24 protein-coding genes and 1 tRNA gene are annotated in these 22,994 nt (G+C 46.3%); 24 read left to right on the forward strand and 1 reads right to left on the reverse strand.

Going from position 1 to position 22,994, the window contains the following annotated elements:
• Positions 1-9 precede the first annotated feature (9 nt).
• The 22 genes from secG to C2759_RS04090 all read left to right on the forward strand — a co-directional run bounded on the left by secG (position 10) and on the right by C2759_RS04090 (position 19,404).
• Positions 10-357, forward strand: a complete 348-nt coding sequence (secG, locus tag C2759_RS03985) for a preprotein translocase subunit SecG (protein ID WP_215356377.1) — start codon at positions 10-12, stop codon at positions 355-357.
• Positions 358-442: 85 nt separating this feature from the next.
• Positions 443-527: transfer RNA gene (locus tag C2759_RS03990), tRNA-Leu, on the forward strand.
• Between the two features lie 109 nt (positions 528-636).
• Complete coding sequence (locus C2759_RS03995) at positions 637-996, forward strand: NADH-quinone oxidoreductase subunit A (protein ID WP_011902892.1); 360 nt, start codon at positions 637-639, stop codon at positions 994-996.
• Positions 997-1,001: 5 nt separating this feature from the next.
• A complete protein-coding gene (locus C2759_RS04000) occupies positions 1,002-1,484 on the forward strand; it encodes an NADH-quinone oxidoreductase subunit B family protein (RefSeq protein ID WP_011902891.1) in 483 nt (160 codons plus the stop codon).
• 3 nt (positions 1,485-1,487) lie between these two features.
• Complete coding sequence (locus tag C2759_RS04005; RefSeq protein ID WP_215356378.1) at positions 1,488-2,087, forward strand: NADH-quinone oxidoreductase subunit C; 600 nt, start codon at positions 1,488-1,490, stop codon at positions 2,085-2,087.
• 3 nt (positions 2,088-2,090) lie between these two features.
• Positions 2,091-3,344, forward strand: a complete 1,254-nt coding sequence (locus tag C2759_RS04010) for an NADH-quinone oxidoreductase subunit D (protein WP_215356379.1) — start codon at positions 2,091-2,093, stop codon at positions 3,342-3,344.
• 23 nt (positions 3,345-3,367) lie between these two features.
• Positions 3,368-3,874, forward strand: coding sequence for an NADH-quinone oxidoreductase subunit NuoE (gene nuoE / locus C2759_RS04015; protein ID WP_215356380.1), 507 nt, complete (start codon positions 3,368-3,370; stop codon positions 3,872-3,874).
• Positions 3,871-5,169 carry an NADH-quinone oxidoreductase subunit NuoF gene (gene nuoF, locus C2759_RS04020; RefSeq protein ID WP_215356381.1) on the forward strand — a complete coding sequence of 433 codons (1,299 nt, stop codon included), beginning with the start codon at positions 3,871-3,873 and terminating at the stop codon, positions 5,167-5,169. Before nuoE ends, nuoF begins: the two co-directional genes overlap by 4 nt.
• A 31-nt stretch (positions 5,170-5,200) precedes the next feature.
• Entirely contained in the window at positions 5,201-7,516 is a 2,316-nt protein-coding gene (gene nuoG, locus C2759_RS04025) for an NADH-quinone oxidoreductase subunit NuoG (RefSeq protein ID WP_215356382.1), read from the forward strand.
• 8 nt (positions 7,517-7,524) lie between these two features.
• Positions 7,525-8,598, forward strand: a complete 1,074-nt coding sequence (gene nuoH, locus C2759_RS04030; RefSeq protein ID WP_215356383.1) for an NADH-quinone oxidoreductase subunit NuoH — start codon at positions 7,525-7,527, stop codon at positions 8,596-8,598.
• Between the two features lie 11 nt (positions 8,599-8,609).
• Positions 8,610-9,101, forward strand: coding sequence for an NADH-quinone oxidoreductase subunit NuoI (gene nuoI / locus C2759_RS04035; RefSeq protein ID WP_215356384.1), 492 nt, complete (start codon positions 8,610-8,612; stop codon positions 9,099-9,101).
• A 21-nt stretch (positions 9,102-9,122) separates the two neighbouring features.
• Positions 9,123-9,770 (forward strand): NADH-quinone oxidoreductase subunit J, encoded by a 648-nt coding sequence (locus tag C2759_RS04040; protein ID WP_215356385.1) that lies wholly within the window; start codon positions 9,123-9,125, stop codon positions 9,768-9,770.
• Positions 9,767-10,075 carry an NADH-quinone oxidoreductase subunit NuoK gene (gene nuoK / locus C2759_RS04045; protein ID WP_015420930.1) on the forward strand — a complete coding sequence of 103 codons (309 nt, stop codon included), beginning with the start codon at positions 9,767-9,769 and terminating at the stop codon, positions 10,073-10,075. Before C2759_RS04040 ends, nuoK begins: the two co-directional genes overlap by 4 nt.
• Before the next feature lie 2 nt (positions 10,076-10,077).
• Positions 10,078-12,138 carry an NADH-quinone oxidoreductase subunit L gene (gene nuoL / locus C2759_RS04050; protein WP_215356386.1) on the forward strand — a complete coding sequence of 687 codons (2,061 nt, stop codon included), beginning with the start codon at positions 10,078-10,080 and terminating at the stop codon, positions 12,136-12,138.
• Positions 12,139-12,162: 24 nt separating this feature from the next.
• Positions 12,163-13,629, forward strand: a complete 1,467-nt coding sequence (locus C2759_RS04055; RefSeq protein WP_046329954.1) for an NADH-quinone oxidoreductase subunit M — start codon at positions 12,163-12,165, stop codon at positions 13,627-13,629.
• Positions 13,630-13,639: 10 nt separating this feature from the next.
• Positions 13,640-15,145 carry an NADH-quinone oxidoreductase subunit NuoN gene (nuoN, locus tag C2759_RS04060; RefSeq protein ID WP_215356387.1) on the forward strand — a complete coding sequence of 502 codons (1,506 nt, stop codon included), beginning with the start codon at positions 13,640-13,642 and terminating at the stop codon, positions 15,143-15,145.
• A gap of 105 nt (positions 15,146-15,250) precedes the next feature.
• Complete coding sequence (locus C2759_RS04065) at positions 15,251-15,853, forward strand: NUDIX domain-containing protein (protein ID WP_215356388.1); 603 nt, start codon at positions 15,251-15,253, stop codon at positions 15,851-15,853.
• A 60-nt stretch (positions 15,854-15,913) separates the two neighbouring features.
• Positions 15,914-16,441 carry a DUF1178 family protein gene (locus C2759_RS04070; protein WP_215356389.1) on the forward strand — a complete coding sequence of 176 codons (528 nt, stop codon included), beginning with the start codon at positions 15,914-15,916 and terminating at the stop codon, positions 16,439-16,441.
• 81 nt (positions 16,442-16,522) lie between these two features.
• On the forward strand, positions 16,523-17,275 hold the full coding sequence (locus C2759_RS04075) for a transporter substrate-binding domain-containing protein (RefSeq protein WP_215356390.1): 753 nt from the start codon (positions 16,523-16,525) through the stop codon (positions 17,273-17,275).
• Positions 17,276-17,319: 44 nt separating this feature from the next.
• Positions 17,320-17,973 (forward strand): amino acid ABC transporter permease, encoded by a 654-nt coding sequence (locus C2759_RS04080; protein WP_215356391.1) that lies wholly within the window; start codon positions 17,320-17,322, stop codon positions 17,971-17,973.
• 34 nt (positions 17,974-18,007) lie between these two features.
• Complete coding sequence (locus C2759_RS04085) at positions 18,008-18,739, forward strand: amino acid ABC transporter ATP-binding protein (protein ID WP_215356392.1); 732 nt, start codon at positions 18,008-18,010, stop codon at positions 18,737-18,739.
• Positions 18,739-19,404: an amino acid ABC transporter permease gene (locus C2759_RS04090; protein WP_215356393.1), complete on the forward strand. Its 666-nt coding sequence runs from the start codon at positions 18,739-18,741 to the stop codon at positions 19,402-19,404. Before C2759_RS04085 ends, C2759_RS04090 begins: the two co-directional genes overlap by 1 nt.
• Before the next feature lie 86 nt (positions 19,405-19,490).
• Here C2759_RS04090 and C2759_RS04095 read toward each other — a convergent pair whose 3' ends face one another.
• Positions 19,491-21,011, reverse strand: a complete 1,521-nt coding sequence (locus C2759_RS04095; RefSeq protein WP_215356394.1) for a CoA-acylating methylmalonate-semialdehyde dehydrogenase — start codon at positions 21,009-21,011, stop codon at positions 19,491-19,493.
• A 152-nt stretch (positions 21,012-21,163) separates the two neighbouring features.
• Between C2759_RS04095 and C2759_RS04100 the strand changes: the two genes are divergently transcribed.
• Positions 21,164-22,285, forward strand: coding sequence for an NADH:flavin oxidoreductase/NADH oxidase (locus tag C2759_RS04100; RefSeq protein WP_215356395.1), 1,122 nt, complete (start codon positions 21,164-21,166; stop codon positions 22,283-22,285).
• Positions 22,286-22,329: 44 nt separating this feature from the next.
• Positions 22,330-22,989: a SprT family zinc-dependent metalloprotease gene (locus C2759_RS04105; protein WP_215356396.1), complete on the forward strand. Its 660-nt coding sequence runs from the start codon at positions 22,330-22,332 to the stop codon at positions 22,987-22,989.
• Positions 22,990-22,994: the final 5 nt, after the last annotated feature.

The raw sequence follows: 22,994 nt of genomic DNA on the forward strand, positions 1-22,994 counted from the left end.
AGATAAGCCATGGAATGGTTTAAGACTTTATTAATCGTATTACAAGTTATTTCAGCTTTGGCTGTGATCTTGCTGGTCTTGCTTCAGCAGGGCAAGGGTGCCGATATGGGAGCTGCTTTTGGTTCTGGATCTTCCGGCAGCCTTTTTGGCGCCAGTGGATCGGCCAACTTCCTCTCCCACACAACTGCTATCTTTGCTGCAATCTTTTTTGTTTGCACTTTAGGCATTACTTGGATCGGGAATAAAAAGGAAGTCAGTCCCGGAATTTTGTCTGGAACCGTGGCTCCCGTTGCGACTCCTGCTGTCGAGCCAGTAGCTCCAGTTCAAGATCCGACCAAGCCAGCAGTTCCAAAGTAAAAAATAGGGTTTTAAGTAGTTTCTAGCGCTATTTTTGCGGTAAATGAGTGGTGCAATGCAGTAGAATTGACAAGTTTTACAAGATGCCGACGTGGTGAAATTGGTAGACACGCTATCTTGAGGGGGTAGTGGCTTAGGCTGTGCGAGTTCGAGTCTCGCCGTCGGCACCAAATTGTAAAAATTGTAGGGTTTTATGCCCTAAATCAAGGTTTTTTGTAGTGGAGTAATTGATAATTTGGAACTTCATAGGATTTACCAGACGAACGACTCAGGGCCATTTTGAATCTCGCTAATTACTTTCCCGTTCTGCTTTTTATCCTCGTAGGTATTGGGGTTGGTTTAGTACCCATGTTCCTCGGAAAAATTTTGGCTCCTTCGAAGCCAGATGCTGAAAAACTGTCGCCTTACGAGTGCGGTTTTGAGGCCTTCGAAGATGCGCGTATGAAATTCGACGTACGCTATTACCTTATCGCCATCCTATTTATTTTATTTGACTTAGAAACTGCATTCCTGTTCCCATGGGGTGTGGCTCTGCGTGATATTGGTTGGTTTGGTTATGCCTCTATGGTGATTTTCCTATTGGAATTTATTGTGGGCTTTGTATATATCTGGAAAAAGGGCGCTCTCGACTGGGAGTGATCGATATGGCATTAGAAGGCGTTCTCAAAGAAGGATTTGTTACCACTACTGCGGACCAGTTAATTAACTGGACTCGTAATGGTTCTTTATGGCCAATGACATTCGGCCTCGCTTGCTGCGCTGTAGAAATGATGCATGCAGGCGCATCCCGTTATGACTTGGATCGTTTTGGCGTGGTATTCCGCCCATCTCCTCGCCAGTCAGATTTGATGATTGTGGCCGGCACCTTGTGCAACAAGATGGCACCGGCCCTTCGCAAGGTCTACGATCAAATGCCTGAGCCACGCTGGGTGATCTCGATGGGCTCTTGTGCCAATGGTGGTGGTTACTACCATAACTCGTATTCAGTAGTTCGCGGCTGTGACCGCATCGTGCCAGTCGATATTTATGTTCCTGGTTGCCCTCCTACTGCAGAAGCTTTGATCTACGGAATTATTCAGTTGCAATCTAAGATCGCTCGAACCAGCACGATTGCGCGGAAGGCTTAAACCATGTCAGATCGTTTAGTTCAACTTGTTGCTAATTTAGAAAAAGTTCTAGGGAAGCGCGCTCAGTCAATTGAAGTTGCTTTGGGTGAAGTAACTGTAGTTGTTAATGCAGAAACTTACTATGAATCCGCTGTGTTGTTGCGTGATGAGCCTTCATTGGCCTTTGAGCAATTAATCGATTTATGCGGCGTGGATTACCAAGACTACCGGGACGGGCAGTGGGGTGGTCAGCGTTTTGGCGTAGTGACACATCTTTTGTCTGTGGCTCATAACTGGCGTTTGCGCGTGCGCGTATTTGCAGCAGAAGATGCTTACCCAGTAGTTGCTTCTCTAACACCGGTATGGGCCTCAGCAAATTGGTTTGAGCGTGAGGCATTTGACCTTTACGGTATCTTGTTTGATGGTCACGAAGACTTGCGTCGCATTTTGACTGACTACGGTTTCATCGGTCACCCATTTAGAAAAGATTTCCCAATCTCAGGTAACGTAGAAATGCGTTATGACCCAGAGTTAAAGCGTGTGGTGTATCAGCCCGTTACGATCGAAGCGCGTGAAATCACTCCACGTATCGTGCGCGAAGAGCAGTACGGAGGCTCGGTTTAAGTCATGGCACAAATTAAGAACTACACCCTCAACTTTGGTCCTCAGCATCCTGCTGCGCACGGCGTCCTTCGTCTCGTGTTAGAGCTCGATGGAGAGGTGATCCAGCGTGCTGATCCGCATATTGGTTTATTGCATCGCGCTACAGAAAAATTAGCAGAGACACGTACTTGGATTCAGAACGTTCCATACATGGATCGTCTGGACTATGTATCCATGATGGCAAACGAGCATGCCTACGTGATGGCGATTGAGAAGTTGCTTCAAGTGGACGTGCCTTTGCGTGCTCAGTACATCCGGGTGATGTATGACGAGTTAACCCGTTTGCTAAATCACCTCTTGTGGATCGGCTGTCACGGTTTAGACGTTGGTGCTATGGCCGTATTTTTGTATGCCTTCCGTGATCGTGAAGATATTTTCGACATGTACGAAGCTGTATCCGGTGCGCGTATGCATGCTGCCTACTACCGACCAGGTGGTGTCTATCGCGATCTGCCAACACAGATGGCGCAGTACTCTAAGTCTAAGATTCGTAGTACCTCTGCCATTAAGCGCTTGAATGAAAACCGCAGCGGTACATTGCTTGATTTCATTGAGCAATTCTCCAATGGCTTTGACGCTAACGTAGATGAATATTGCAATCTTTTAACCGATAACCGTATTTGGAAGCAACGCTTGGTGGGTATTGGTGTCGTGACTCCTGAGCGTGCTTTGCAACTCGGCTTCACTGGCCCTATGTTGCGTGGTTCTGGTATTGAATGGGATTTACGTAAGAAGCAGCCGTACGAAACTTACGACAAACTTGACTTTGATATTCCTGTTGGCGTTAATGGCGACTCTTATGACCGCTATTTAGTTCGTATGGAAGAGATGCGTCAATCGAACCGCATCATTAAACAGTGCGTAGCTTGGCTCAAAGCAAACGATGGTCCTGTCATGAGTGACAACCATAAGGTATCTCCGCCAAAGCGTGTGGATATGAAAACCAATATGGAAGAGTTGATTCACCATTTCAAACTCTTCACTGAAGGTATGCACGTTCCTGATGGTGAGGCTTATTCTGCAGTTGAGCATCCAAAGGGTGAGTTCGGAATTTACTTCATTTCTGATGGTGCAAATAAGCCATATCGTATGAAGATTCGTGCGCCAGGTTTTGTACATCTTTCTGCAATGGATGAGATGTCACGTGGCCACATGTTAGCTGATGCTGTAACAATTATTGGAACCCAAGATATCGTGTTCGGGGAGATTGACCGCTAATACAGCGCGCCAAGGATGAATTCATGACAACAACTCTTCAACTATCTGATAAAACGCTGGCAGATATCGCACGTAACGTTGCGAAGTACCCTCCAGAACAAAAGCAATCTGCTGTGATGGCATCTCTAATTGCCGCGCAAACCGAAGTGGGTTGGGTTTCACCTGAGGTGATTGAAACAGTTGCCCAAATTTTAGAAATGCCAACCATTGCAGTAGATGAAGTAGCCACTTTCTACAACATGTATGACACCAAAAAAATTGGTAAGTACAAGTTGGTGATTTGTACAAATCTACCTTGCCAACTGATGCATAGCGAGACTGCAGCAAGCTATTTAAAAGAAACGCTCGGCATTGGTTACAACGAGACAACGCCTTGTGGGACCTTCACCTTGAAAGAGGGTGAGTGTATGGGTGCTTGCGGTGATTCTCCAGTGTTATTGGTGAACAATAAGCGCATGTGTAGCTTTATGAGTAAAGAAAAAATTGATGCGCTATTAAGCGAACTCCGTGCAGAAGGGAAGTCAGCATGACCAGCTTGCACGATAGACACATTAAGCCTTTGATCCTGGCAGGATTGAATGGTGAGAACTGGCGTTTAAAAGATTACGAAAGCCGCGGCGGTTATCAGCAGCTGCGTCGCATCATCAATGACAAGATTGCACCAGATGCCATCATTGCTGAATTAAAAGCATCTTCATTGCGTGGTCGTGGGGGCGCAGGCTTTCCAACTGGATTGAAGTGGAGCTTTATGCCCCGCCAATTTCCCGGCCAAAAGTATTTAGTTTGCAATAGTGACGAAGGTGAGCCGGGTACATTTAAAGACCGCGACATCATGCGTTACAACCCGCATGCGTTGATTGAGGGCATGATTATTGGTGCCTACACTATGGGTATCTCTGTAGGCTACAACTATATCCACGGTGAAATTTGGGAAGTCTATTCTCGCTTTGAAGAGGCGCTTGAAGAAGCCCGTGCTGCCGGATATCTAGGTGACAAAATCATGGGAAGTGATTTCAACTTCCAGCTACATGCTTCTCCGGGTTGGGGTGCTTATATCTGCGGTGAAGAAACTGCACTTTTGGAGTCACTTGAAGGCAAGAAGGGTCAGCCACGCTTTAAGCCACCTTTCCCTGCCAGTTTTGGTTTGTATGGCAAGCCAACTACGATCAATAACACTGAAACATTTGCTGCTGTGCCATTCATCATGGCAATCGGTGGCCCAGCGTATTTAGAGTTGGGCAAGCCGAATAATGGTGGTACGAAGATTTTCTCTATCTCTGGTGACGTGACTTATCCAGGTAACTATGAAATTCCATTGGGAACTCCATTCGCTGATTTGCTCAAGCTTGCTGGTGGCATGCGTGATGGCATTCCACTGAAGGCTGTGATTCCCGGAGGATCATCTGCCCCAGTAATCCCCGGTGCGGAGATGATGACGCTCACGATGGATTACGACAGCATTGCAAAAGCGGGTTCCATGTTGGGATCTGGCGCAGTCATTGTCATGAATGAAACACGCTGTATGGTTCGCGCCTTAGAACGCCTTTCCTATTTCTATCATGAAGAATCTTGTGGTCAGTGCACCCCATGTCGTGAAGGTACTGGTTGGTTATGGCGCATCGTCAGTCGTATTGAGCACGGCGAGGGTCGTCCAGAAGACTTGGATTTATTGAATGATGTAGCAGCCAATATTCAAGGCCGTACGATTTGCGCCTTGGGTGACGCAGCTGCCATGCCAGTTCGGGGCATGTTGAAGCATTACATGGATGAGTTTGTGTATCACGTAGAACATAAGCGCTGCTTAGATTCTGTTAAACCTTTATAAGACATTGAGCACGGGACATCTTAAAGTGAGCATGGTTGAAATCGAATTAGATGGTAAGTTAGTAGAGGTTCCGCAAGGTTCGATGGTGATGCACGCCGCGAATAAGCTTGATGCGTATATCCCACACTTCTGCTATCACAAGAAATTATCTATCGCTGCTAATTGCCGTATGTGCTTGGTAGAAGTAGAGAAGGCACCAAAAGCGTTGCCAGCTTGCGCAACACCAGTGACGCAAGGCATGAAGGTATTCACGCATTCCGCTAAAGCAGTTGAAGCGCAGCGCTCAGTGATGGAGTTCCTTCTCATTAACCATCCATTGGATTGCCCAATTTGCGATCAAGGTGGTGAGTGCCAGTTGCAGGATTTGGCGGTGGGTTACGGCAAATCGAATTCACGTTACGAAGAAGAGAAGCGTGTTGTATTTCATAAGAATGTAGGACCACTCATCTCCATGCAAGAGATGACCCGCTGTATTCACTGCACCCGCTGCGTACGCTTCGGCCAAGAAGTGGCTGGCGTCATGGAATTGGGTATGGTCAATCGCGGTGAGCATTCTGAAATCACTACCTTCGCAGGTCAAACTATTGATTCAGAGTTATCTGGAAACATGATTGATATTTGCCCAGTTGGTGCTTTAACAAGTAAGCCATTCCGTTATGCGGCACGTACTTGGGAATTAGGTCGTAAGCGTTCAGTAAGTCCACATGACAGCCTTGGCGCGAACACTACTATTCAAACAAAATCCAACAAGGTTATGCGTGTTGTTGCTCTAGAGCACGAGGCAATTAACGAATGCTGGATTAGCGATCGTGATCGCTTTGCTTATGAAGGCTTAAATAGCGCAGATCGTGTAACAACGCCCATGGTGAAGCAGGGTGGCCAGTGGCTTGAGACTGACTGGCAATCCGCAATGGATTATGTTGCTCATTCTCTCAAGACCATTTCCTCTGAAAGTGGTCCAGATGCAGTTGCTGCTCTAGCGCATCCAATCTCCAGTACAGAAGAGTTGTACCTTCTCCAGAAGATGATTCGTGGTTTAGGTTCCAATCAAATCGAGACACGCTTACGTCAAACTGACGTTAAGGGTTCTGCCTCTGCCCCATGGTTGGGTATGCCGATTAGCAAATTAACTGAATTGGATCGTGTTTTAGTAATTGGTAGCTTCTTGCGTAAGGAGCAGCCATTAATTGCTGCACGTTTACGTACTGCAGCGAAACGTGGTTTGCAAGTTTTACGTATTGATGCAGGTGGCGATGATTGGTTGATTCCTAATACTGGTATTGCTGCTACACCTAGCGCATGGATCAATGTATTAAGTGAAGTTGCTTTAGCTGTAGCTAAGGCTAAATCAGTCTCTGCTCCAGCGGGAACGCCAAACTTGGCAGTGACCGCTACTGCGCAAAAGATTGCGGATAGCTTGCTATCTGGAACATCTACTTCAGTTTTGCTGGGCTCTGCCGCAATAGCTCATCCACAGGCATCTGATTTACATCTGTTGGCGCAATTTATTGCCGAGCAAACTGGTGCAACTTTAGGTTTCTTGCCGGTTGGCGGCAATGCTGTTGGTGCTAGCTTGATCAATGCTAATGGTGTTGGTGTTGAATCAATCCTCTCTGGTGATCGTCGTGCTGTAATCTTGACGAATATCGAGCCCGATGCGGATTTACCAAATCCTACGCAAGCTCGCGCTGCATTGTCTAAAGCTAATACGGTGATTGCATTAAGTGCTTATAAGAGCGCTGATCTTCTTGAGGTAGCTGATGTCATTCTGCCTATCAGCACATTCACAGAGACTGTGTCTACTTTTGTTAATGCAGAAGGTCGTGCGCAAACGATTCAGCCAGCTGTTAAGCCATTGGGCGATTCCCGTCCAGCATGGAAGGTTCTCCGTGTTCTTGGCGGATTATTGAATTTAGATGGCTTCCTCTACAACATGCCTGAAGAGGTATTGGGTGAAGCGCTTGGTGAAAACTACTGCACTAAGCTCAGCAATCAATCTACAGCCACTAGCTTGTCTAATGGCAATGTAACTCCATTAGCGGGATTAGAGCGTTTATCTGATGTCGGCATTTACGCTGGCGATCAAATCGTACGTCGTTCATCCGCATTACAGTTAACGAGCGATGCTAAGCATGGCAATCAAGTTGGTTTGGGTCAAGTGCTCTTTAATGAGTTGGGCTTGAAAGAGGGTGATGCTGTACGAGTGACTCAAGGTAGCCAATCCGTAGATTTGCCTGCCACATTGGAAGCGAACCTAGCCAAGGGCGCCGTCAGAATTTCTGCAGGCACGATGGCTAGCGCTCAATTGGGATCGATGTTTGGTCCTGTTACCGTTGGCAAGGCATAAGGGACGAGATGGATAATTTCTTGAACCTCGTTACCACCCAAGGTGAAGCAATATTTGGCTCTCTTTGGCCGCTCGTTTGGGCTTTGGTACGTATTGTGATTATTGTGTTGCCGATGTTTGCTGCCGTTGCTTATATGACTCTTTGGGAGCGTAAGTTAATTGGCTGGATGCATATCCGCCTTGGACCAAACCGCGTTGGTCCGTTGGGATTACTGCAGCCGATTGCCGATGCTTTGAAGCTCTTGATGAAGGAGATTATTTCTCCAACACAAGCAAGTAAGGTCCTGTATTTCATTGCACCAGTGATGGTGATCATGCCAGCTTTTGCCGCTTGGGCTGTCATTCCCTTCCAAGCCAAAATGGTCTTAGCTGACGTGAACGCTGGATTGCTGTATGTGCTGGCCATTTCATCTATTGGTGTTTATGGAGTGATCTTGGCGGGCTGGTCATCCAACTCTAAGTATCCATTCCTTGGCGCCATGCGCGCTTCTGCCCAAATGATTTCTTATGAAATTGCCATGGGCTTTGCTTTGGTTACGGTGTTGTTGACCTCCGGCTCTTTAAATCTGAGCGCAATTGTTGCTTCACAAGAGCAGGGCTACTTCGCTAGCATGGGCTTGAACTTCCTTTCTTGGAACTGGTTGCCATTGCTGCCAATGTTTGTGATTTATTTCATCTCTGGTGTTGCCGAAACTAACCGTCATCCATTTGACGTGGTTGAAGGTGAGTCTGAGATTGTTGCGGGTCACATGGTTGAGTACTCGGGTATGGCGTTTGCGATGTTCTTTTTGGCTGAATACGCCAATATGATTTTGATCGCTGCTCTAGCATCCACCATGTTCTTGGGTGGATGGTTACCAATTGTAGATTTGCCAATCCTTCGCGATATTCCCGGCTTCTTCTGGCTATTTGCTAAAACCTTCTTCCTTTTGTCCTGTGTCATCTGGTTGCGCGCCACGTTACCACGCTATCGCTATGACCAGATTATGCGTTTGGGTTGGAAGATCTTTATCCCCATCTCCGTATTCTGGGTAGTTGTCGTTGGCGCATGGGTTGTATCTCCATTGAATATTTGGAAATAAGTTGATCAATCATGTTTAAGAAAATTTCCCAATTCCTCGATAGTTTGATGCTGAAAGATATTTTGGTCGGTATGTCGATTACCGGTCGCTATCTTTTCAAACCTAAAATTACGATTCAATACCCTGAAGAGAAGACACCTCAGTCTGTTCGCTTCCGTGGTTTACATGCTTTACGCCGTTATGAGAATGGTGAAGAGCGTTGTATTGGTTGCAAATTGTGTGAAGCGGTTTGTCCTGCTTACGCAATCACGATCGAAACAGCTGAGCGTGATGACGGTACGCGTCGTACCAGTCGCTACGACATTGATTTAACTAAGTGTATTTTTTGTGGCTTCTGTGAAGAGGCTTGTCCGGTTGACGCTATTGTGGAAACGAATATTTTTGAGTATTTCGGTGAGAAACGTGGCGACTTGTATTTCACCAAAGACATGCTCTTGGCAGTAGGCGATAGGTATGAAAAAGATATTGCCGCTAACCGCGCAGCTGATGCGCCTTATCGTTAATCGAATCGAGCACAAGAACATATGACATTCGATACTTCTACATTATTTGCAGCATTCTTTTACGCTTTCGCTGGCCTCTTAGTGCTCTCAGCATTGCGTGTGATTACCGCGCGCAATCCAGTTCATGCCGCACTCTTTTTGGTCCTCGCTTTTTTCTGCGCCTCTGGACTGTGGATGCTACTCAAAGCGGAGTTCCTGAGCTTAGCTTTAATTCTGGTTTACGTTGGCGCTGTGATGGTACTCTTCTTGTTCGTGGTCATGATGCTCGATCTGGATCTTGAGCATTTACGTCGCGATTTCAAGAAATTCCTCCCCGTGGCTTTTTTAATGGGTGCGGTCATCGTACTAGAGCTATCTATTGTCTTGATTCGCAGCTTTATCGGTACCAGTACCCCAGTACAGCCAATGCTTGAAGAAATGGCTACTAGCAATACACAAGCTTTAGGCATGCTGATTTTCGTTGACTATGTCTATGCCTTCGAGGTTGCTGGTGTCATTCTGTTGGTGGCCATTATTGCTGCCGTCGCATTGACCTTACGTAATCGTAAGGATTCGAAAGCCCAAAATATTCATGAGCAGGTAAACGTGAATTCTTCTGATCGTATGCGCATTGTCAAGATGGATTCTGATATGGCCGCAAAGCAAGACTCGCGTGGGGAGAAGAAATGACCATTACCCTGGCTCACTATTTAGTACTCGGCGCAATTTTGTTTGCGACCAGCGTGATTGGTATTTTCTTAAACCGTAAGAACATCATTGTGCTGTTAATGGCAATTGAATTGATGCTCCTCTCAGTAAACATGAACTTTGTAGCCTTCTCTCATTATTTGGGTGATATGGCTGGTCAAGTATTCGTATTCTTTATTTTGACTGTGGCTGCTGCTGAGGCGGCAATCGGTTTGGCAATTTTGGTCGTTCTCTTCCGTAAGGTAGACACCATCAATGCTGAAGACCTTGACCACCTAAAAGGCTAGTCATGCAATTGACCCTAACTCTTCCTGTTCTCTGCGCAATTCCGCTGGCGCCATTATTTGGCTCTGTTATTGCGGGATTCTTTGGTACCAAACTAGGCGGTAACCGTATCGGTAATGGTGCTTGTCAGTTCGTTACCATTTTGGGTGTGATGGTTGCCTTTGTTCTGTCTTGTTTTGTTCTTGTACAGGTCATGGATGGTTTCTATTTCAATGGCACCGTGTATCGCTGGATGCAATTAGGGGAACTCAATTTAGACATTGGCTTCTTGATTGATCCACTGACAGCCACCATGATGTGTGTTGTGACTTTTGTCTCCTTAATGGTTCATATTTACACCATTGGTTATATGAAGGGTGAGGAGGGTTACAACCGTTTCTTCTCTTACATTTCACTCTTTACCTTTGCTATGTTGATGCTGGTAATGAGTAACAACCTCTTGCAGCTCTTTTTCGGTTGGGAAGCAGTGGGTGTGGTTTCTTACTTGTTGATTGGCTTTTACTATGAGCGTCAATCGGCTGTATTTGCCAATATGAAAGCTTTCTTGGTCAACCGTGTTGGTGACTTTGGTTTCATTCTCGGTATTGGCTTGTTGCTAGCTAGCACTGGTTCCATGAACTACGACGTGATCTTTGCTCAGAACACCGCTTTAGCTGCACAAACATTACCGGGTACTGGCTGGAACTTGGTCACTGTAGCCTGTATCTGCCTCTTCATTGGTGCAATGGGTAAATCAGCTCAATTCCCATTGCACGTTTGGTTGCCAGACTCTATGGAAGGCCCAACCCCAATTTCTGCATTGATTCATGCTGCAACCATGGTGACTGCCGGTATCTTCATGGTGTCACGCATGTCACCTCTATTTGAGTTATCTGATGCGGCATTGAGCTTTATCTTAGTGATTGGTTCGATTACTGCGCTCTTTATGGGATTCTTAGGCATAGTCCAGAACGATATCAAGAGGGTGGTCGCTTATTCAACACTGTCTCAGTTGGGCTATATGACTGTCGCTTTGGGTGTATCTGCTTATCCAATCGCCATTTTCCATCTGATGACCCATGCATTTTTTAAGGCACTGTTATTCCTTGCTGCGGGTAGCGTGATTCTAGGCATGCATCATGAGCAAGATATGCGCAAGATGGGTGGCCTCTGGAAGTACATGCCAATCACTTGTCTCATGATGTTGTTAGGCAATTTAGCATTGATTGGTACGCCATTCTTCTCGGGTTTCTATTCAAAAGATTCGATCATTGAAGCGGTAGCCGCCAGCCATATTCCTGGCGCTGGTTTTGCTTACTTTGCAGTGATGGCCAGCGTCTTTGTAACTGCCCTGTACTCATTCCGTTTGTATTTCTATGTGTTCCACGGTAAAGCTCGTTGGGGTCATGAAGACGCTCATGCCCACGATCACCACCATGATCACGCAGAGCAGGGGGATGATCACGCACACCACGGTTTAGCTCCCGGTCAAAAACCACATGAGTCGCCTTTCGTTGTTACTTTGCCACTGATCTTGCTGGCGATTCCATCAGTCATCATTGGTTACTTCACGATTACGCCTTTATTGTTTGGCACTTTCTTTGGTGACTCTATCTTTGTTGATATTGGTAAGCATCCTGCCATGAAAGAGCTTGCCGAAGAGTTCCATGGTCCGATTGCGATGGCAATGCACTCATTTACTTCACCAGTATTGCTATTGGTTGTTCTCGGCGTGTTGACTGCAGCGATTGGCTACCTCTGGGCTCCAAAGTTGCCTGGTGTAGTGGCTCAAGCATTTGCACCAATCAAGAAGTTGATGGACAACAAATATTATCTCGATGATTTAAATCAAGCGGTATTTGCTAAAGGGTTGTTATGGATCGGCGGTGTCTTGTGGCATCGCGGTGATAAGCAGGCCATTGACGGTTTCTTGGTTAATGGTAGTGCGCATGCAGTAGGGCGCTTCTCCACAGTTATCCGCCATTTGCAATCCGGTTATCTCTATCACTATGCCTTCGCAATGATTGCGGGCTTGGCGGTATTGTTGGCTTGGGTTTTATACGCTTACCTGCCTTTTGTTCGCTAGGCCTTTGTTACTTAAGTAGCCATCATGATTCTTTCTTTCGCCATCTGGATCCCGATTTTCTTCGGCATCATTATTTTGTTCTACGGTTCAGAGAGGCCTACAGCTGGTGTTCGCTGGTTAGCCCTCTTTGGTTCTGTGCTGGGCTTTATTGCAACGCTGCCATTGATTATTCATTTTGATATTGCCAATCCTGGCATGCAATTTGTTGAGAAGATGAGCTGGATTCCGCGTTACGACATTAACTACTATTTGGGTATCGACGGAATATCGGTTTGGTTTATTGTTTTGACAGCTTTTATCAACATCCTCGTAGTGATTGCTGCTTGGGAAGTAATTGATAAGAAAGTTTCGCAATACATGGCCTCCTTCCTAATCCTATCTGGATTAATGATTGGAGTGTTCGCAGCTCTAGATGCTTTGTTGTTCTATGTATTCTTCGAGGCAACCCTCATCCCGATGTACATCATCATCGGTGTATGGGGTGGCCATAACCGCATCTATGCGGCGTTTAAGTTCTTCTTGTACACCTTGCTTGGCTCTCTGCTGACTTTGATTGCCATGCTGTACTTGTATAACGCAACAAATACTTTTGATATCTTGGCTTGGCATAACGCTCGTCTAGATATCGTTGAGCAAATCCTCCTGTTCTTTGCTTTCTTCATGGCTTTTGCTGTTAAGGTACCAATGTGGCCATTACATACTTGGTTGCCAGACGTTCACGTTGAGGCTCCCACTGGCGGATCTGTTGTGTTGGCTGCGATCATGTTGAAGCTAGGTGCCTATGGCTTCTTGCGTTTCTCATTGCCAATTGCTCCAGATGCAAGTCAGTACCTTGGCCCATTCATCATCTTCTTATCTTTAGTCGCTGTAATCTATGTTGGTGCAGTAGCGCTAGTTCAAAAAGATATGAAAAAGCTGGTGGCCTATTCATCAGTAGCGCATATGGGTTTTGTAACGCTTGGTTTCTTCCTCTTTAGCCCTCTGGGTATTGAGGGCGGTATTGTGCAGATGATTTCTCATGGCTTTGTTGCTGGTGCGATGTTCCTTTCCATTGGCGTGCTGTATGACCGCATGCATACTCGTCAAATTGCAGATTACGGCGGCGTCGTGCACCGGATGCCTGCCTTCACAGCCTTTGCAGTGTTGATGGCAATGGCGAACTGCGGCTTACCTGCTACCTCTGGATTCGTTGGTGAGTTCATGGTGATTTTGGCTGCTGTGGATTATGACTTTGTTATTGGCATCTTGGCAGCGACTGCTTTGATTTTGAGCGCCGCTTATTCCCTATGGATGGTCAAGCGTGTATTCTTTGGCGCGATTACCAATCAGCATGTTGAGGAATTAAAAGACCTCAATGCGCGCGAGTATTTCATGATGGCAGTGCTATCTATCTGCGTGATCGGTATGGGTGTTTATCCAAAGCCTTTTACCGACATCATTCATCCAGCTGTGATTAATCTGCTGCAGCATGTTGCTGTTAGCAAACTCTGAGTAAAAGCTAATGCAAGCATTTGACCTATACGCCGTCCTGCCAGAACTTGTTTTACTGGTAGTCGCCTGCCTGTTGTTGGTAGCGAGTGTTTATGTACCTGAGCGTCAGCCAGCAACCCCGGGAGTGGAGCAGGATATATTCCATACGCCACGTGGTGTTGGTTTTGTTTACTTTTTCACCATCATCTTGTTGGTGTATTTGATTTTTGCATTTATAGCTCGCATAGGGGATGTATCCATCGTAGCTATGAACGGCTTATTTCAGTCGGACCCCATCTCAAACCTCCTGAAAGCGTGTTCTTGTGCTGCAGTATTGATGAGCTTAGTGTATTCAAAGCAATATCTGACTGATCGCGCATTGTTCCGACCTGACTTTATTGTTTTGGTTTTGCTAGCATTATTAGGTCAATTTGTATTAATTTCCGGTGCAAACTTACTCACACTTTATCTAGGTCTTGAGCTGATGGCTTTGCCAACTTATGCTTTGGTTGCGATGCGTCACAGCAACGAGAAGAGTGTTGAGGCAGGCATTAAGTACTTCATCCTTGGAGCTCTGGCATCTGGTTTCTTGCTTTACGGCATGTCTATGTTGTATGGCGTAACTGGTTCGCTCGATTTAATTGAGATCTTTAGAACTGTTGCGGATCCTCGTGTGAATCATTTGGTTATGGCCTTCGGCTTGGTGTTTATTGTTTCTGGCTTGGCCTTTAAGTTAGGGGTTGTGCCGTTTCATATGTGGGTTCCTGATGTGTACCAAGGCGCCCCGACAGCAGTAACTTTAATGATTGCAGCTGCACCCAAGTTAGCTGCCTTTGCCCTGCTATTTAGACTCTTGGTAAATACTCTTTTGCCACTGATGGGTGATTGGCAGCCAATGCTAGTGATCCTTGCTGTTCTATCCCTAGTGGTTGGAAACGTCACCGCCATTGCGCAAACCAATATCAAGCGGATGCTAGCTTACTCTGCGATTGCGCAAATGGGCTTTGTGTTGCTGGGTATGTTATCCGTTTTTGATGATCATGCATTTAGCGCGTCAATGTTCTATGTGATTACCTATGTATTGACTACCTTAGGTAGTTTCGGCCTCATCATGATGTTGTCACGCAAAGGTCATGATTGCGAAACCATTGATGACCTCAAGGGGCTAAATAAGCGCCATCCTTGGTTTGCCTTTATTGGCTTGGTGATGATGTTCTCTTTAGCTGGTATTCCGCCAACAGTAGGCTTTGCTGCCAAACTTGGCGTACTTGAAGCTTTGGTTGATGGTGAGCATACCTTCTTGGCAGTTATTGCGGTGATCGCATCCTTGATTGGTGCTTTCTATTACTTGCGAGTTGTTAAGGTGATGTACTTTGATGAGCCAAAAGAAGAGCATGCTGGTGAGATTTCTGGATCTGGCTTTGCTCGTGGATTATTGAGCTTGAATGCAATATTGGTTTTAGCCTTAGGAATCCTCCCAGCTAGCCTAATGGCTATTTGCTTAGATACTATGCGCCGCACCCTATTAGGCTCCTAATCAAAATCATCCTTTAGCTAGCGATAAAGGCTCCTGATAGGAGCCTTTTTCTTTGCTGTCACCTAGATTTTGTATGATGGACGTTCAATTAATGAAAGACGCACCATGACTGAAAAATCATTTAAAGACCTGCCAATCGGTGATGCCCATTTGAGGGAAGAGCGCTTATCTGGTGAAGATATTTATGGCGGCATCTTTTTGAACATGAAGCGCGATCAAGTCAGCCTACCAGATGGAAATCAGGCTGTACGTGAATATCTTACACACCCTGGTGCAGTCGCTATTCTGGCAATCTTAGATGATGGCAGGGTGTTGATGGAGCGCCAATATCGCTATCCCATTGCAAAGGCCTGTATTGAGATTCCTGCGGGTAAGCTGGAAGTTGGTGAGGATCGATTGCTTTGCGCCCAACGCGAGCTTGAAGAGGAGACGGGCTACTCTGCAAGTCAGTGGAGTTTTATTCGCCGTATCCATCCCGTGATTTCTTATTCGACAGAATTTATTGACATCTATCTCGCTGAGGGTTTAGTGTCCGGCAAAAGCCACTTAGATGATGAAGAGTTTTTAGACGTATTTGCCGCCCCTCTAGAGCAATTATTAGAGTGGGTAGAGCAGGGAGAGATTACCGACGTGAAGACAACCATTGCGACCTATTGGTTGGATCGCTATCGTCGTGGTTTAGCAAGTCCTAAGGCAATCTCGGGGTAATTCAACTATCCCTTAAAATAGGACTATTGAATTTGGTATTTTTGCCCCTATATAGGTCTTATGAAAGTTTATAACCTAGCTTGCCCCCTGTCTCATCGCTTTGAGGGATGGTTTGCCTCTGAGGAGGATTGCCTTGCTCAGCAAGACAAGGGGATGCTGGCGTGCCCTATTTGCGATAGTACAGAAATTTCCCGGATGCCATCGGCTCCACATATTGCTAAAACAGGGTCTAGTAAAGAGGCCCCGACTTCAACTGAACTAACCGTCGCAAGCTCAGCCGAAACTGATCATGCCGGTGTCAGCGGCACATTGAGTGGTGATGTCCTTGCTTTGACTGGTAACGATCATTCTCAGTTAGAGGCACAGGTACAGGCAGCCTTTTTAAAGGGCATGCGCGAATTAATGGGTAAATCTGAAGATGTGGGAAGCTCTTTTGCAGAAGAGGCTAGAAAGATTCATTACAAAGAGTCACCCGAGCGCAGTATTCGTGGTCAAACCACTCTTGACGAAGCTGAGGCGTTGCGCGATGAGGGGATTGAGGTGTTGGCAATGCCTATCATGCCCGCCTTCAAAAACACCTTGCAATAGCCAGCAGCCTCCTAATTCCCCTATACTTGGTGAGTCCCCAGAGTTTGGATGTCACCATTGATTAGGATAGGAGAAGTACCCATGAAACGCTTTTTTCTAGCATTGTTTGCTGCTGTTCTAGCGCTCACCATTGTGGCTTGTTCCAAGTCCTCAGACACTAAAGAAATTAAGGTTGCCGTTTCTCCTGCATCTCCTCCTATGTTATTTGATGACAAAGGGCAGATCGTTGGCGTTGACATGGATATCTTCCAGGGATTCTGTCAGTCACGTGGATGTACTTTAAAAGTAACACCATATGATTGGGCAGGAATGTTGGGTGCCGTCTCTAGCGGTCAGGCTGATGTGGCTTTCTCAGGAATTTCTATTACTGACAAACGTAAGGAGGTGATGGATTTTTCTCAGCCTTACTATGACAATGCCTGGCATCTTGTCAGCATGAAGAATAAAAATATTCAGATTACTGATTTGAACCAACTCAAGAAATACTCCATTGGCTATCCACGTGGCATGGCCTACGATGACCTGATTAAGAATGAGCTAGAGCCTAAAGGCTACTATTCACTCAGCAAGGTGAAACTCTATCCCTCGTACGCAGAAGTGATTACCGATTTGCAGAATGGTAATCTGGATTTAGCCTTTATTGAGGAGCCAGTATTTCTAAATTACGAAAATAAACTGCAGCTACCGATTCAGAGTAGCTACGAATTCAAGGGTTTTGATAAGCTAGGCTTTGCTTTTGCTAAAGGTTCTAAGCTGCGCGATGATTTTGATAAATACCTCAATGAACTTGGCCCAGAAAAAATCAAAGCCATTTTAGATAAGTGGATGAAATAAGCTTCATTAATTCATACCGCAATTAGTAGTCGAAAGCCTGCCCTGTGACCTTTCTGGATATTCTTACCCAGTTAGCCCAGGGCATTTCTTATACAGTTCTAGTTACTCTCGTCTGCTCAACAACGGGCTCAGTGGTCGGCTTATTTTTAGCAAGCCTTCGCCGTCTCGATATTTCCTGGCTCACTCTGTTGATTGACTGCTATACCTATGTCTTTAGAGGTGTACCCGTTTTGGTCTTGCTATTTATGGTGTACTTTGGCTTACCAGGGATTGGCTTTAAGGTTCCACCTTTGATGGCGATGGCGCTCAGTTTAGGCCTGGTAGCATCTGCCTATTTGGTTGAAGTATTTCGAGGGGCATTTAACTCAGTAGATCCAGCTGAGGTTATTGCGGCTCAGGCCATGGGAATGACTCGTACCCAGGTGCTAAGATTTATTGAGTTACCGCAGATGCTACGATTTTCAGTGCCAGGCATGGTCAATGAGTTCACTTCAGTACTCAAATATTCTCCATTTGCCTATACGGTGGGGATTCCGGAGATTACCAAGCAAGCTATGACACTCACTTCAACCACCTTACGTGGCATAGAGGTCTATCTGGCTGTGGGCATTTTATATTTCGTGATTTACCGAATTTGCTTGGTCGGTGTTCAGCTTCTGAGTAAGCGTTTCCAAATTCCAGGGATGACTCCAGCATGAGCACCAGGACTATATTATTTAAAGAGGTAACTCCGTGGCATTAATTCAAGTGAGGGATTTGGTAAAAGAGTTTGATGGGCAAACCGTCTTATCCAACATCAACCTGGATTTAAAAGAGGGCGATGTTCAGGTCTTGATGGGCGCCTCTGGCTCTGGTAAATCCACTTTATTGCGTTGCCTAAATCGTTTGGTTGAGCCAACCTCGGGATCTATTGTTTTTAGGGGCAAGGAAGTATTACATCCTGACGTGGATGTCCGCGAGCTGCGCAAGCAAATTGGTTTTGTATTTCAGCAATTCGCCCTTTACAGTCACCTCACTGTGTTGGACAACGTCTCATTAGGTCTGCGCAAATTGCATCAGATGGGTAAAGCAGAGGCTAAAGAAAAAGCCCTCTTGGAACTATCCCACTTTGAAATGACATCCCATCAAGATAAATATCCCTCACAACTTTCTGGTGGACAGAAACAGCGGGTGGCTATAGCCCGTGCACTCGCCATGGATCCAGCAGTCTTGGTGCTCGATGAACCTACCTCAGCACTAGACCCTGTTATGTCTAGAGATGTGGCGGATCTCATCAACCGCTTGCATGGCGAGGGGATCACGATGATCTGCGTGACCCATGACTTGAACTTGGCACGCAATATTGCAGATACCGTGATGTTTCTAGATCGCGGTGTCATTCGGGCTGATGATCGAATCGATGTATTGAGTCAACATGCCGATCCAGATATCAAAGCTTTCTTTGGCGCCGAGGAGAAGCGTTAATGGGTGGGTGGTCATCATTCATTCGTGATCTCACGGAGCAGATGCCTTTGATATTGACTGGGTTAGTGAAGACCTTGCAATTGGCGGGCTTGATTAGTGTTTCAGGACTACTTTTGGGCATCGTCGTGTTTTATCTCACGCTGAGTAAAAATCAATATGTGCGCAGTGCCATCAATTCTTACATCTCCTTTTTTATTGGCATGCCTTTAATTGTTTTATTGTTCTTGATGTATTACGGCTTGCCACAGTGGGGCATTCGACTCTCTCCATTCACAGTCGCCTTTATTGGCTTTACATTTAATGTGGCGGCTTATAACGCAGCATATTTAAAGACTGCCTTTAACGGATTGGATAAAAGTCAGTTAGAGGCGGCAAGTGCGCAGGGCTTTAGCCCTTTGCAAATCTTTCGGTTGATCACTTTGCCACAGGTAATTCGTCTTTCTATTCCAGCGCTTACCAATCAAGTGATTGCAAACCTGAAAGACAGTTCAGTTGCCTTCTTGATTCAGTACACCGAATTCTTTGCTCGGGTACAAGAGCTGGCCGCAACCAACTTCCAGTTCTTTAAGGCTTATTTTTTGGCTGCCTTAGTCTACTTGGCTTTGGTATCCGTGATTGTATTGTTTGCTCGTGCCATCGAGAGACGTTATCTTATTCCTGCTTAGCATTAGGACTTAATTAGTATGAATGAAAAAAATAGCGACCCTCGGGTCGCTATTGTTATCTGCAGATACTCTCTGCGGATGAATGCTTACTTCGAAGTCGGCATCACAAACTCTGCGCCCTTAGCAATACTCTCAGGCCAGCGCTGCATCACACTCTTTTGCTTGGTGTAGAAACGAACACCTTCTTTGCCGTAAGCATGCATATCACCGAAGAGAGATTTCTTCCAACCACCAAAACCATGCCAAGCCATTGGAACTGGAATAGGTACGTTAATGCCAACCATGCCTACCTGAACGCGGCGCGCAAATTCACGTGCAATATTACCGTCGCTTGTAAAGCAAGCTACGCCATTACCAAACTCGCAAGAGTTCACTAAATTAAGGGCTTCGGTGAAGTTCGCTACGCGCATACAGGAGAGCACTGGCCCGAAAATTTCTTCTAGGTAGATCTTCATGTCTGAGGTAACGTTGTCGAAAAGGCTGCCACCGATAAAGAAGCCATTCTCATGGCCTGCTACTTTCAAACCACGACCATCTACCAGTAGCTTTGCGCCAGAAGCAACACCGCTATCAATGTAGCCAGTAATGCGCTCTAAAGCAGCTTTAGTAACGATAGGACCCATTTCGGCATCGAGCTCCATACCATTCTTCACCTTCAGGGTCTTGGTACGCTCGATGAGTTTTGGCATGATTTTCTCGGCAACATCACCAACCAAAACCGCCACTGAGATTGCCATGCAACGCTCACCAGCAGAGCCATAGGCTGCACCAATCAAAGCATCAATCGTTTTATCGATATCAGCATCAGGCATCACCACCATGTGATTCTTAGCACCACCTAATGCTTGGGAGCGCTTACCAAAGTGTGCGCAACGCTCATAGATGTAGTTGGCAATTGGGGTAGAGCCTACAAAACTCACTGCCTTGACATCGGGATTCTCAATCAAGGCATCCACAGCTTCTTTATCGCCTTGCACCACGTTAAATACGCCATCTGGCAAACCAGCTTCTTTTAATAGCTTGGCCATGAATAAGGATGCGGACGGATCAGTGGGGCTAGGTTTCAGAATGAAGGAGTTGCCACAGGCAATCGCGACTGGGAACATCCACATTGGTACCATAACCGGGAAGTTAAAAGGCGTTACGCCAGCAACCACACCTAAAGGTTGGCGCATCACCCAGTTATCAATATCGGTAGACACTTGCTCGGTGTAATCACCCTTGAGTAGTTCTGGAATGCCGGTAGCGAACTCCACAATTTCAATGCCGCGGGTAACTTCACCCTGGGCATCAGTAAATACTTTGCCGTGTTCAGCAGTAATGATGGCGGCCAACTCATCACGGTTCGCGTTGAGTAGCTCAAGATACTTAAACATAATGCGGGCACGGCGCAATGGTGAGGTCTGACTCCAAGTCTGGAATGCTGTCTGAGCATTTGCTACAACATCATCAACCTCTTTGCGGCTAGCTAAGGCTACGCGTCTTGCGACAGCGCCTGTAGAGGGATTAAATACATCGGCGAAACGACCATCTTTCGGGTTGACGACTTTACCGCCAACGAAATGGCCAATATCTTCTTTTGATGTGAATGCTTGGGGTGCGCTCATAGTGTTTACTTAATATTCTATTGTCTGGTTTTAGGTTCAATAAAGGTGCTTGGACTAGATTCCGCACAACTTTGTGGTCTCGTTTATTCTACTGAGTCTATTTTATCGCTTTAGCTAGTTTTACGCTTTTTTTCGGCCCTAAAGGTAAGCAAATGAGTCTTTTATTCTCCAGTTATGTTCTGAGCTCCCCTAAGGGGCCTTTAACCCTTTCAAACCGGGTGGTTGTAGCGCCAATGTGCCAATACTCTGCAGTCAATGGCGAAGCTCAGGATTGGCATCTAATGCACTGGGGCAATCTCCTCAATAGTGGCGCAGGACTTTTCATTATCGAAGCCACTGGTGTGACCCCTGAAGGGCGGATTACGCCTGTATGCCTAGGTCTATGGGATGACCGCACAGAAGCAGCCCTAAAAGACAAGCTGACGAGAGCCCGGAGTTTAGCCCCAGCTACTCCGGTATTTATTCAGCTGGCGCATGCTGGTCGTAAGGCCTCAAGTGCAAGTCCTTGGGCTGGTGGTCAATTACTCTCTAAAGAGCAGGGTGGCTGGGATATGGTTGCTCCTTCAGCCATCCCGCAGCTCAAGGATGAACGCTTGCCGCATGAGCTCTCAAAAACAGAGTTAGCCGAGCTCATTACTGCATTTGTTATGGCGGCGAAGCGAGCTGAGCGGATTGGGATTGATGGCATTGAGTTGCATGGTGCCCATGGCTATCTGTTACATCAGTTTTTGTCGCCGATCGCCAATCAACGGACGGATGATTATGGCGGTTCTTATGAAAATCGCATCCGCTTCCCATTGGAATTATTTGCCGCGGTACGAAAAGCCTATCAAGGTGTTTTAGGTATCCGCATCTCTGCAAGCGATTGGATTGAGGGTGGTTGGACACCTGAAGAAACAGCTGATTTTGCTACTCGATTGAAGCCCTTGGGATGTGATTTTGTTCATATTTCGTCAGGGGGGATTTCTCCATTGCAAAAGATTGCGATTGGGCTAAATTACCAAGTGCCATTTGCCAAGATTGTGAAAGACAAGTCTGGTATTCCAACGATGACAGTTGGCTTGATTACTGACCCTCAGCAGGCTGAAGATATCTTGCAAAAAGGAGATGCAGATTTAATCGCTCTAGCACGTGCATTTTTGTATAAACCCCGTTGGGCATGGGAGGCTGCTGCAGCTTTGGGCGGCATCGTGCCTTCAAATGAGCGTTACTGGCGCTGCTTACCGCGTGAAGCTCAGGCCATTTTTGGCGATGTCAAAGTAGGGCAGCGATAATTCCTGTCAAACAACATAACTATATTGAATGAAGTGATCAATAAATGAAGCAACACTCCCTAAGAGAATCTTGGTTAGAAGATGCTGTGAGACATTTGGAGCCAGTATTCTCAAAGGCGGGATATGCCATACCCCCAGTGAGAGTGTCTTGTGGCTTCCCGGCCTCTAGTAGTCCGAGAACAACATTGGGACAATGTTGGCCACGCGAGCGCTCTGGTGGTGGAGTTAACGAGATCTTTATTTCACCTAAGTTAGACGATCCCGTTCAGTTATTAGACACCTTGGTGCATGAGCTATGCCATGCCGTGGACGATTGCTTCAGCGGCCATGGTGAGGACTTCAAGGGCATTGCTCAGACTGTTGGTTTGGAAGGTCCCGCCAGAATGGCGCATGCGACCGAAGAGTTGGTGGTGCGTCTCATGATGATTAGCCAAGAGCTTGGGCCATACCCACATCAGGCAATTGTTTTTCCGCCTCCAAGACCGAGTAATGCTAGTCGCAATAAAGCCAAATGTAGCCAGTGTGGATATGAGGTAACGCTACTCAAGAAGTGGGCAACTTATGGCGCACCTATTTGCCCAAAAGACAATATTCGAATGCAAGAAGCGTTGATCGAGACGATCGAAAATACAACTGAGCACGATACAGAGTCTGTTGCAGGATCCAAACCTAAAGCGGATGAAATCCGCCGCGCTATCAGCTAACGAAA

Source organism: Polynucleobacter sp. MG-Unter2-18 (assembly GCF_018687675.1).
GTDB lineage: Bacteria > Pseudomonadota > Gammaproteobacteria > Burkholderiales > Burkholderiaceae > Polynucleobacter.

Coding starts and splice junctions, on each gene's coding strand:
- nuoF (WP_215356381.1), top strand. CDS start 3,871: ATGACCAGCTTGCACGATAGACACATTAAGCCTTTGATCCTGGCAGGA.
- C2759_RS04055 (WP_046329954.1), top strand. CDS start 12,163: ATGATTCTTTCTTTCGCCATCTGGATCCCGATTTTCTTCGGCATCATT.
- nuoI (WP_215356384.1), top strand. CDS start 8,610: ATGTTTAAGAAAATTTCCCAATTCCTCGATAGTTTGATGCTGAAAGAT.
- nuoG (WP_215356382.1), top strand. CDS start 5,201: ATGGTTGAAATCGAATTAGATGGTAAGTTAGTAGAGGTTCCGCAAGGT.
- nuoK (WP_015420930.1), top strand. CDS start 9,767: ATGACCATTACCCTGGCTCACTATTTAGTACTCGGCGCAATTTTGTTT.
- C2759_RS04010 (WP_215356379.1), top strand. CDS start 2,091: ATGGCACAAATTAAGAACTACACCCTCAACTTTGGTCCTCAGCATCCT.
- C2759_RS04065 (WP_215356388.1), top strand. CDS start 15,251: ATGACTGAAAAATCATTTAAAGACCTGCCAATCGGTGATGCCCATTTG.
- nuoL (WP_215356386.1), top strand. CDS start 10,078: ATGCAATTGACCCTAACTCTTCCTGTTCTCTGCGCAATTCCGCTGGCG.
- C2759_RS04100 (WP_215356395.1), top strand. CDS start 21,164: ATGAGTCTTTTATTCTCCAGTTATGTTCTGAGCTCCCCTAAGGGGCCT.
- nuoN (WP_215356387.1), top strand. CDS start 13,640: ATGCAAGCATTTGACCTATACGCCGTCCTGCCAGAACTTGTTTTACTG.
- C2759_RS04095 (WP_215356394.1), bottom strand. CDS start 21,011: ATGAGCGCACCCCAAGCATTCACATCAAAAGAAGATATTGGCCATTTC.
- C2759_RS04000 (WP_011902891.1), top strand. CDS start 1,002: ATGGCATTAGAAGGCGTTCTCAAAGAAGGATTTGTTACCACTACTGCG.
- C2759_RS04105 (WP_215356396.1), top strand. CDS start 22,330: ATGAAGCAACACTCCCTAAGAGAATCTTGGTTAGAAGATGCTGTGAGA.
- C2759_RS04070 (WP_215356389.1), top strand. CDS start 15,914: ATGAAAGTTTATAACCTAGCTTGCCCCCTGTCTCATCGCTTTGAGGGA.
- C2759_RS04075 (WP_215356390.1), top strand. CDS start 16,523: ATGAAACGCTTTTTTCTAGCATTGTTTGCTGCTGTTCTAGCGCTCACC.
- secG (WP_215356377.1), top strand. CDS start 10: ATGGAATGGTTTAAGACTTTATTAATCGTATTACAAGTTATTTCAGCT.
- C2759_RS04040 (WP_215356385.1), top strand. CDS start 9,123: ATGACATTCGATACTTCTACATTATTTGCAGCATTCTTTTACGCTTTC.
- nuoE (WP_215356380.1), top strand. CDS start 3,368: ATGACAACAACTCTTCAACTATCTGATAAAACGCTGGCAGATATCGCA.
- C2759_RS04005 (WP_215356378.1), top strand. CDS start 1,488: ATGTCAGATCGTTTAGTTCAACTTGTTGCTAATTTAGAAAAAGTTCTA.
- C2759_RS04090 (WP_215356393.1), top strand. CDS start 18,739: ATGGGTGGGTGGTCATCATTCATTCGTGATCTCACGGAGCAGATGCCT.
- nuoH (WP_215356383.1), top strand. CDS start 7,525: ATGGATAATTTCTTGAACCTCGTTACCACCCAAGGTGAAGCAATATTT.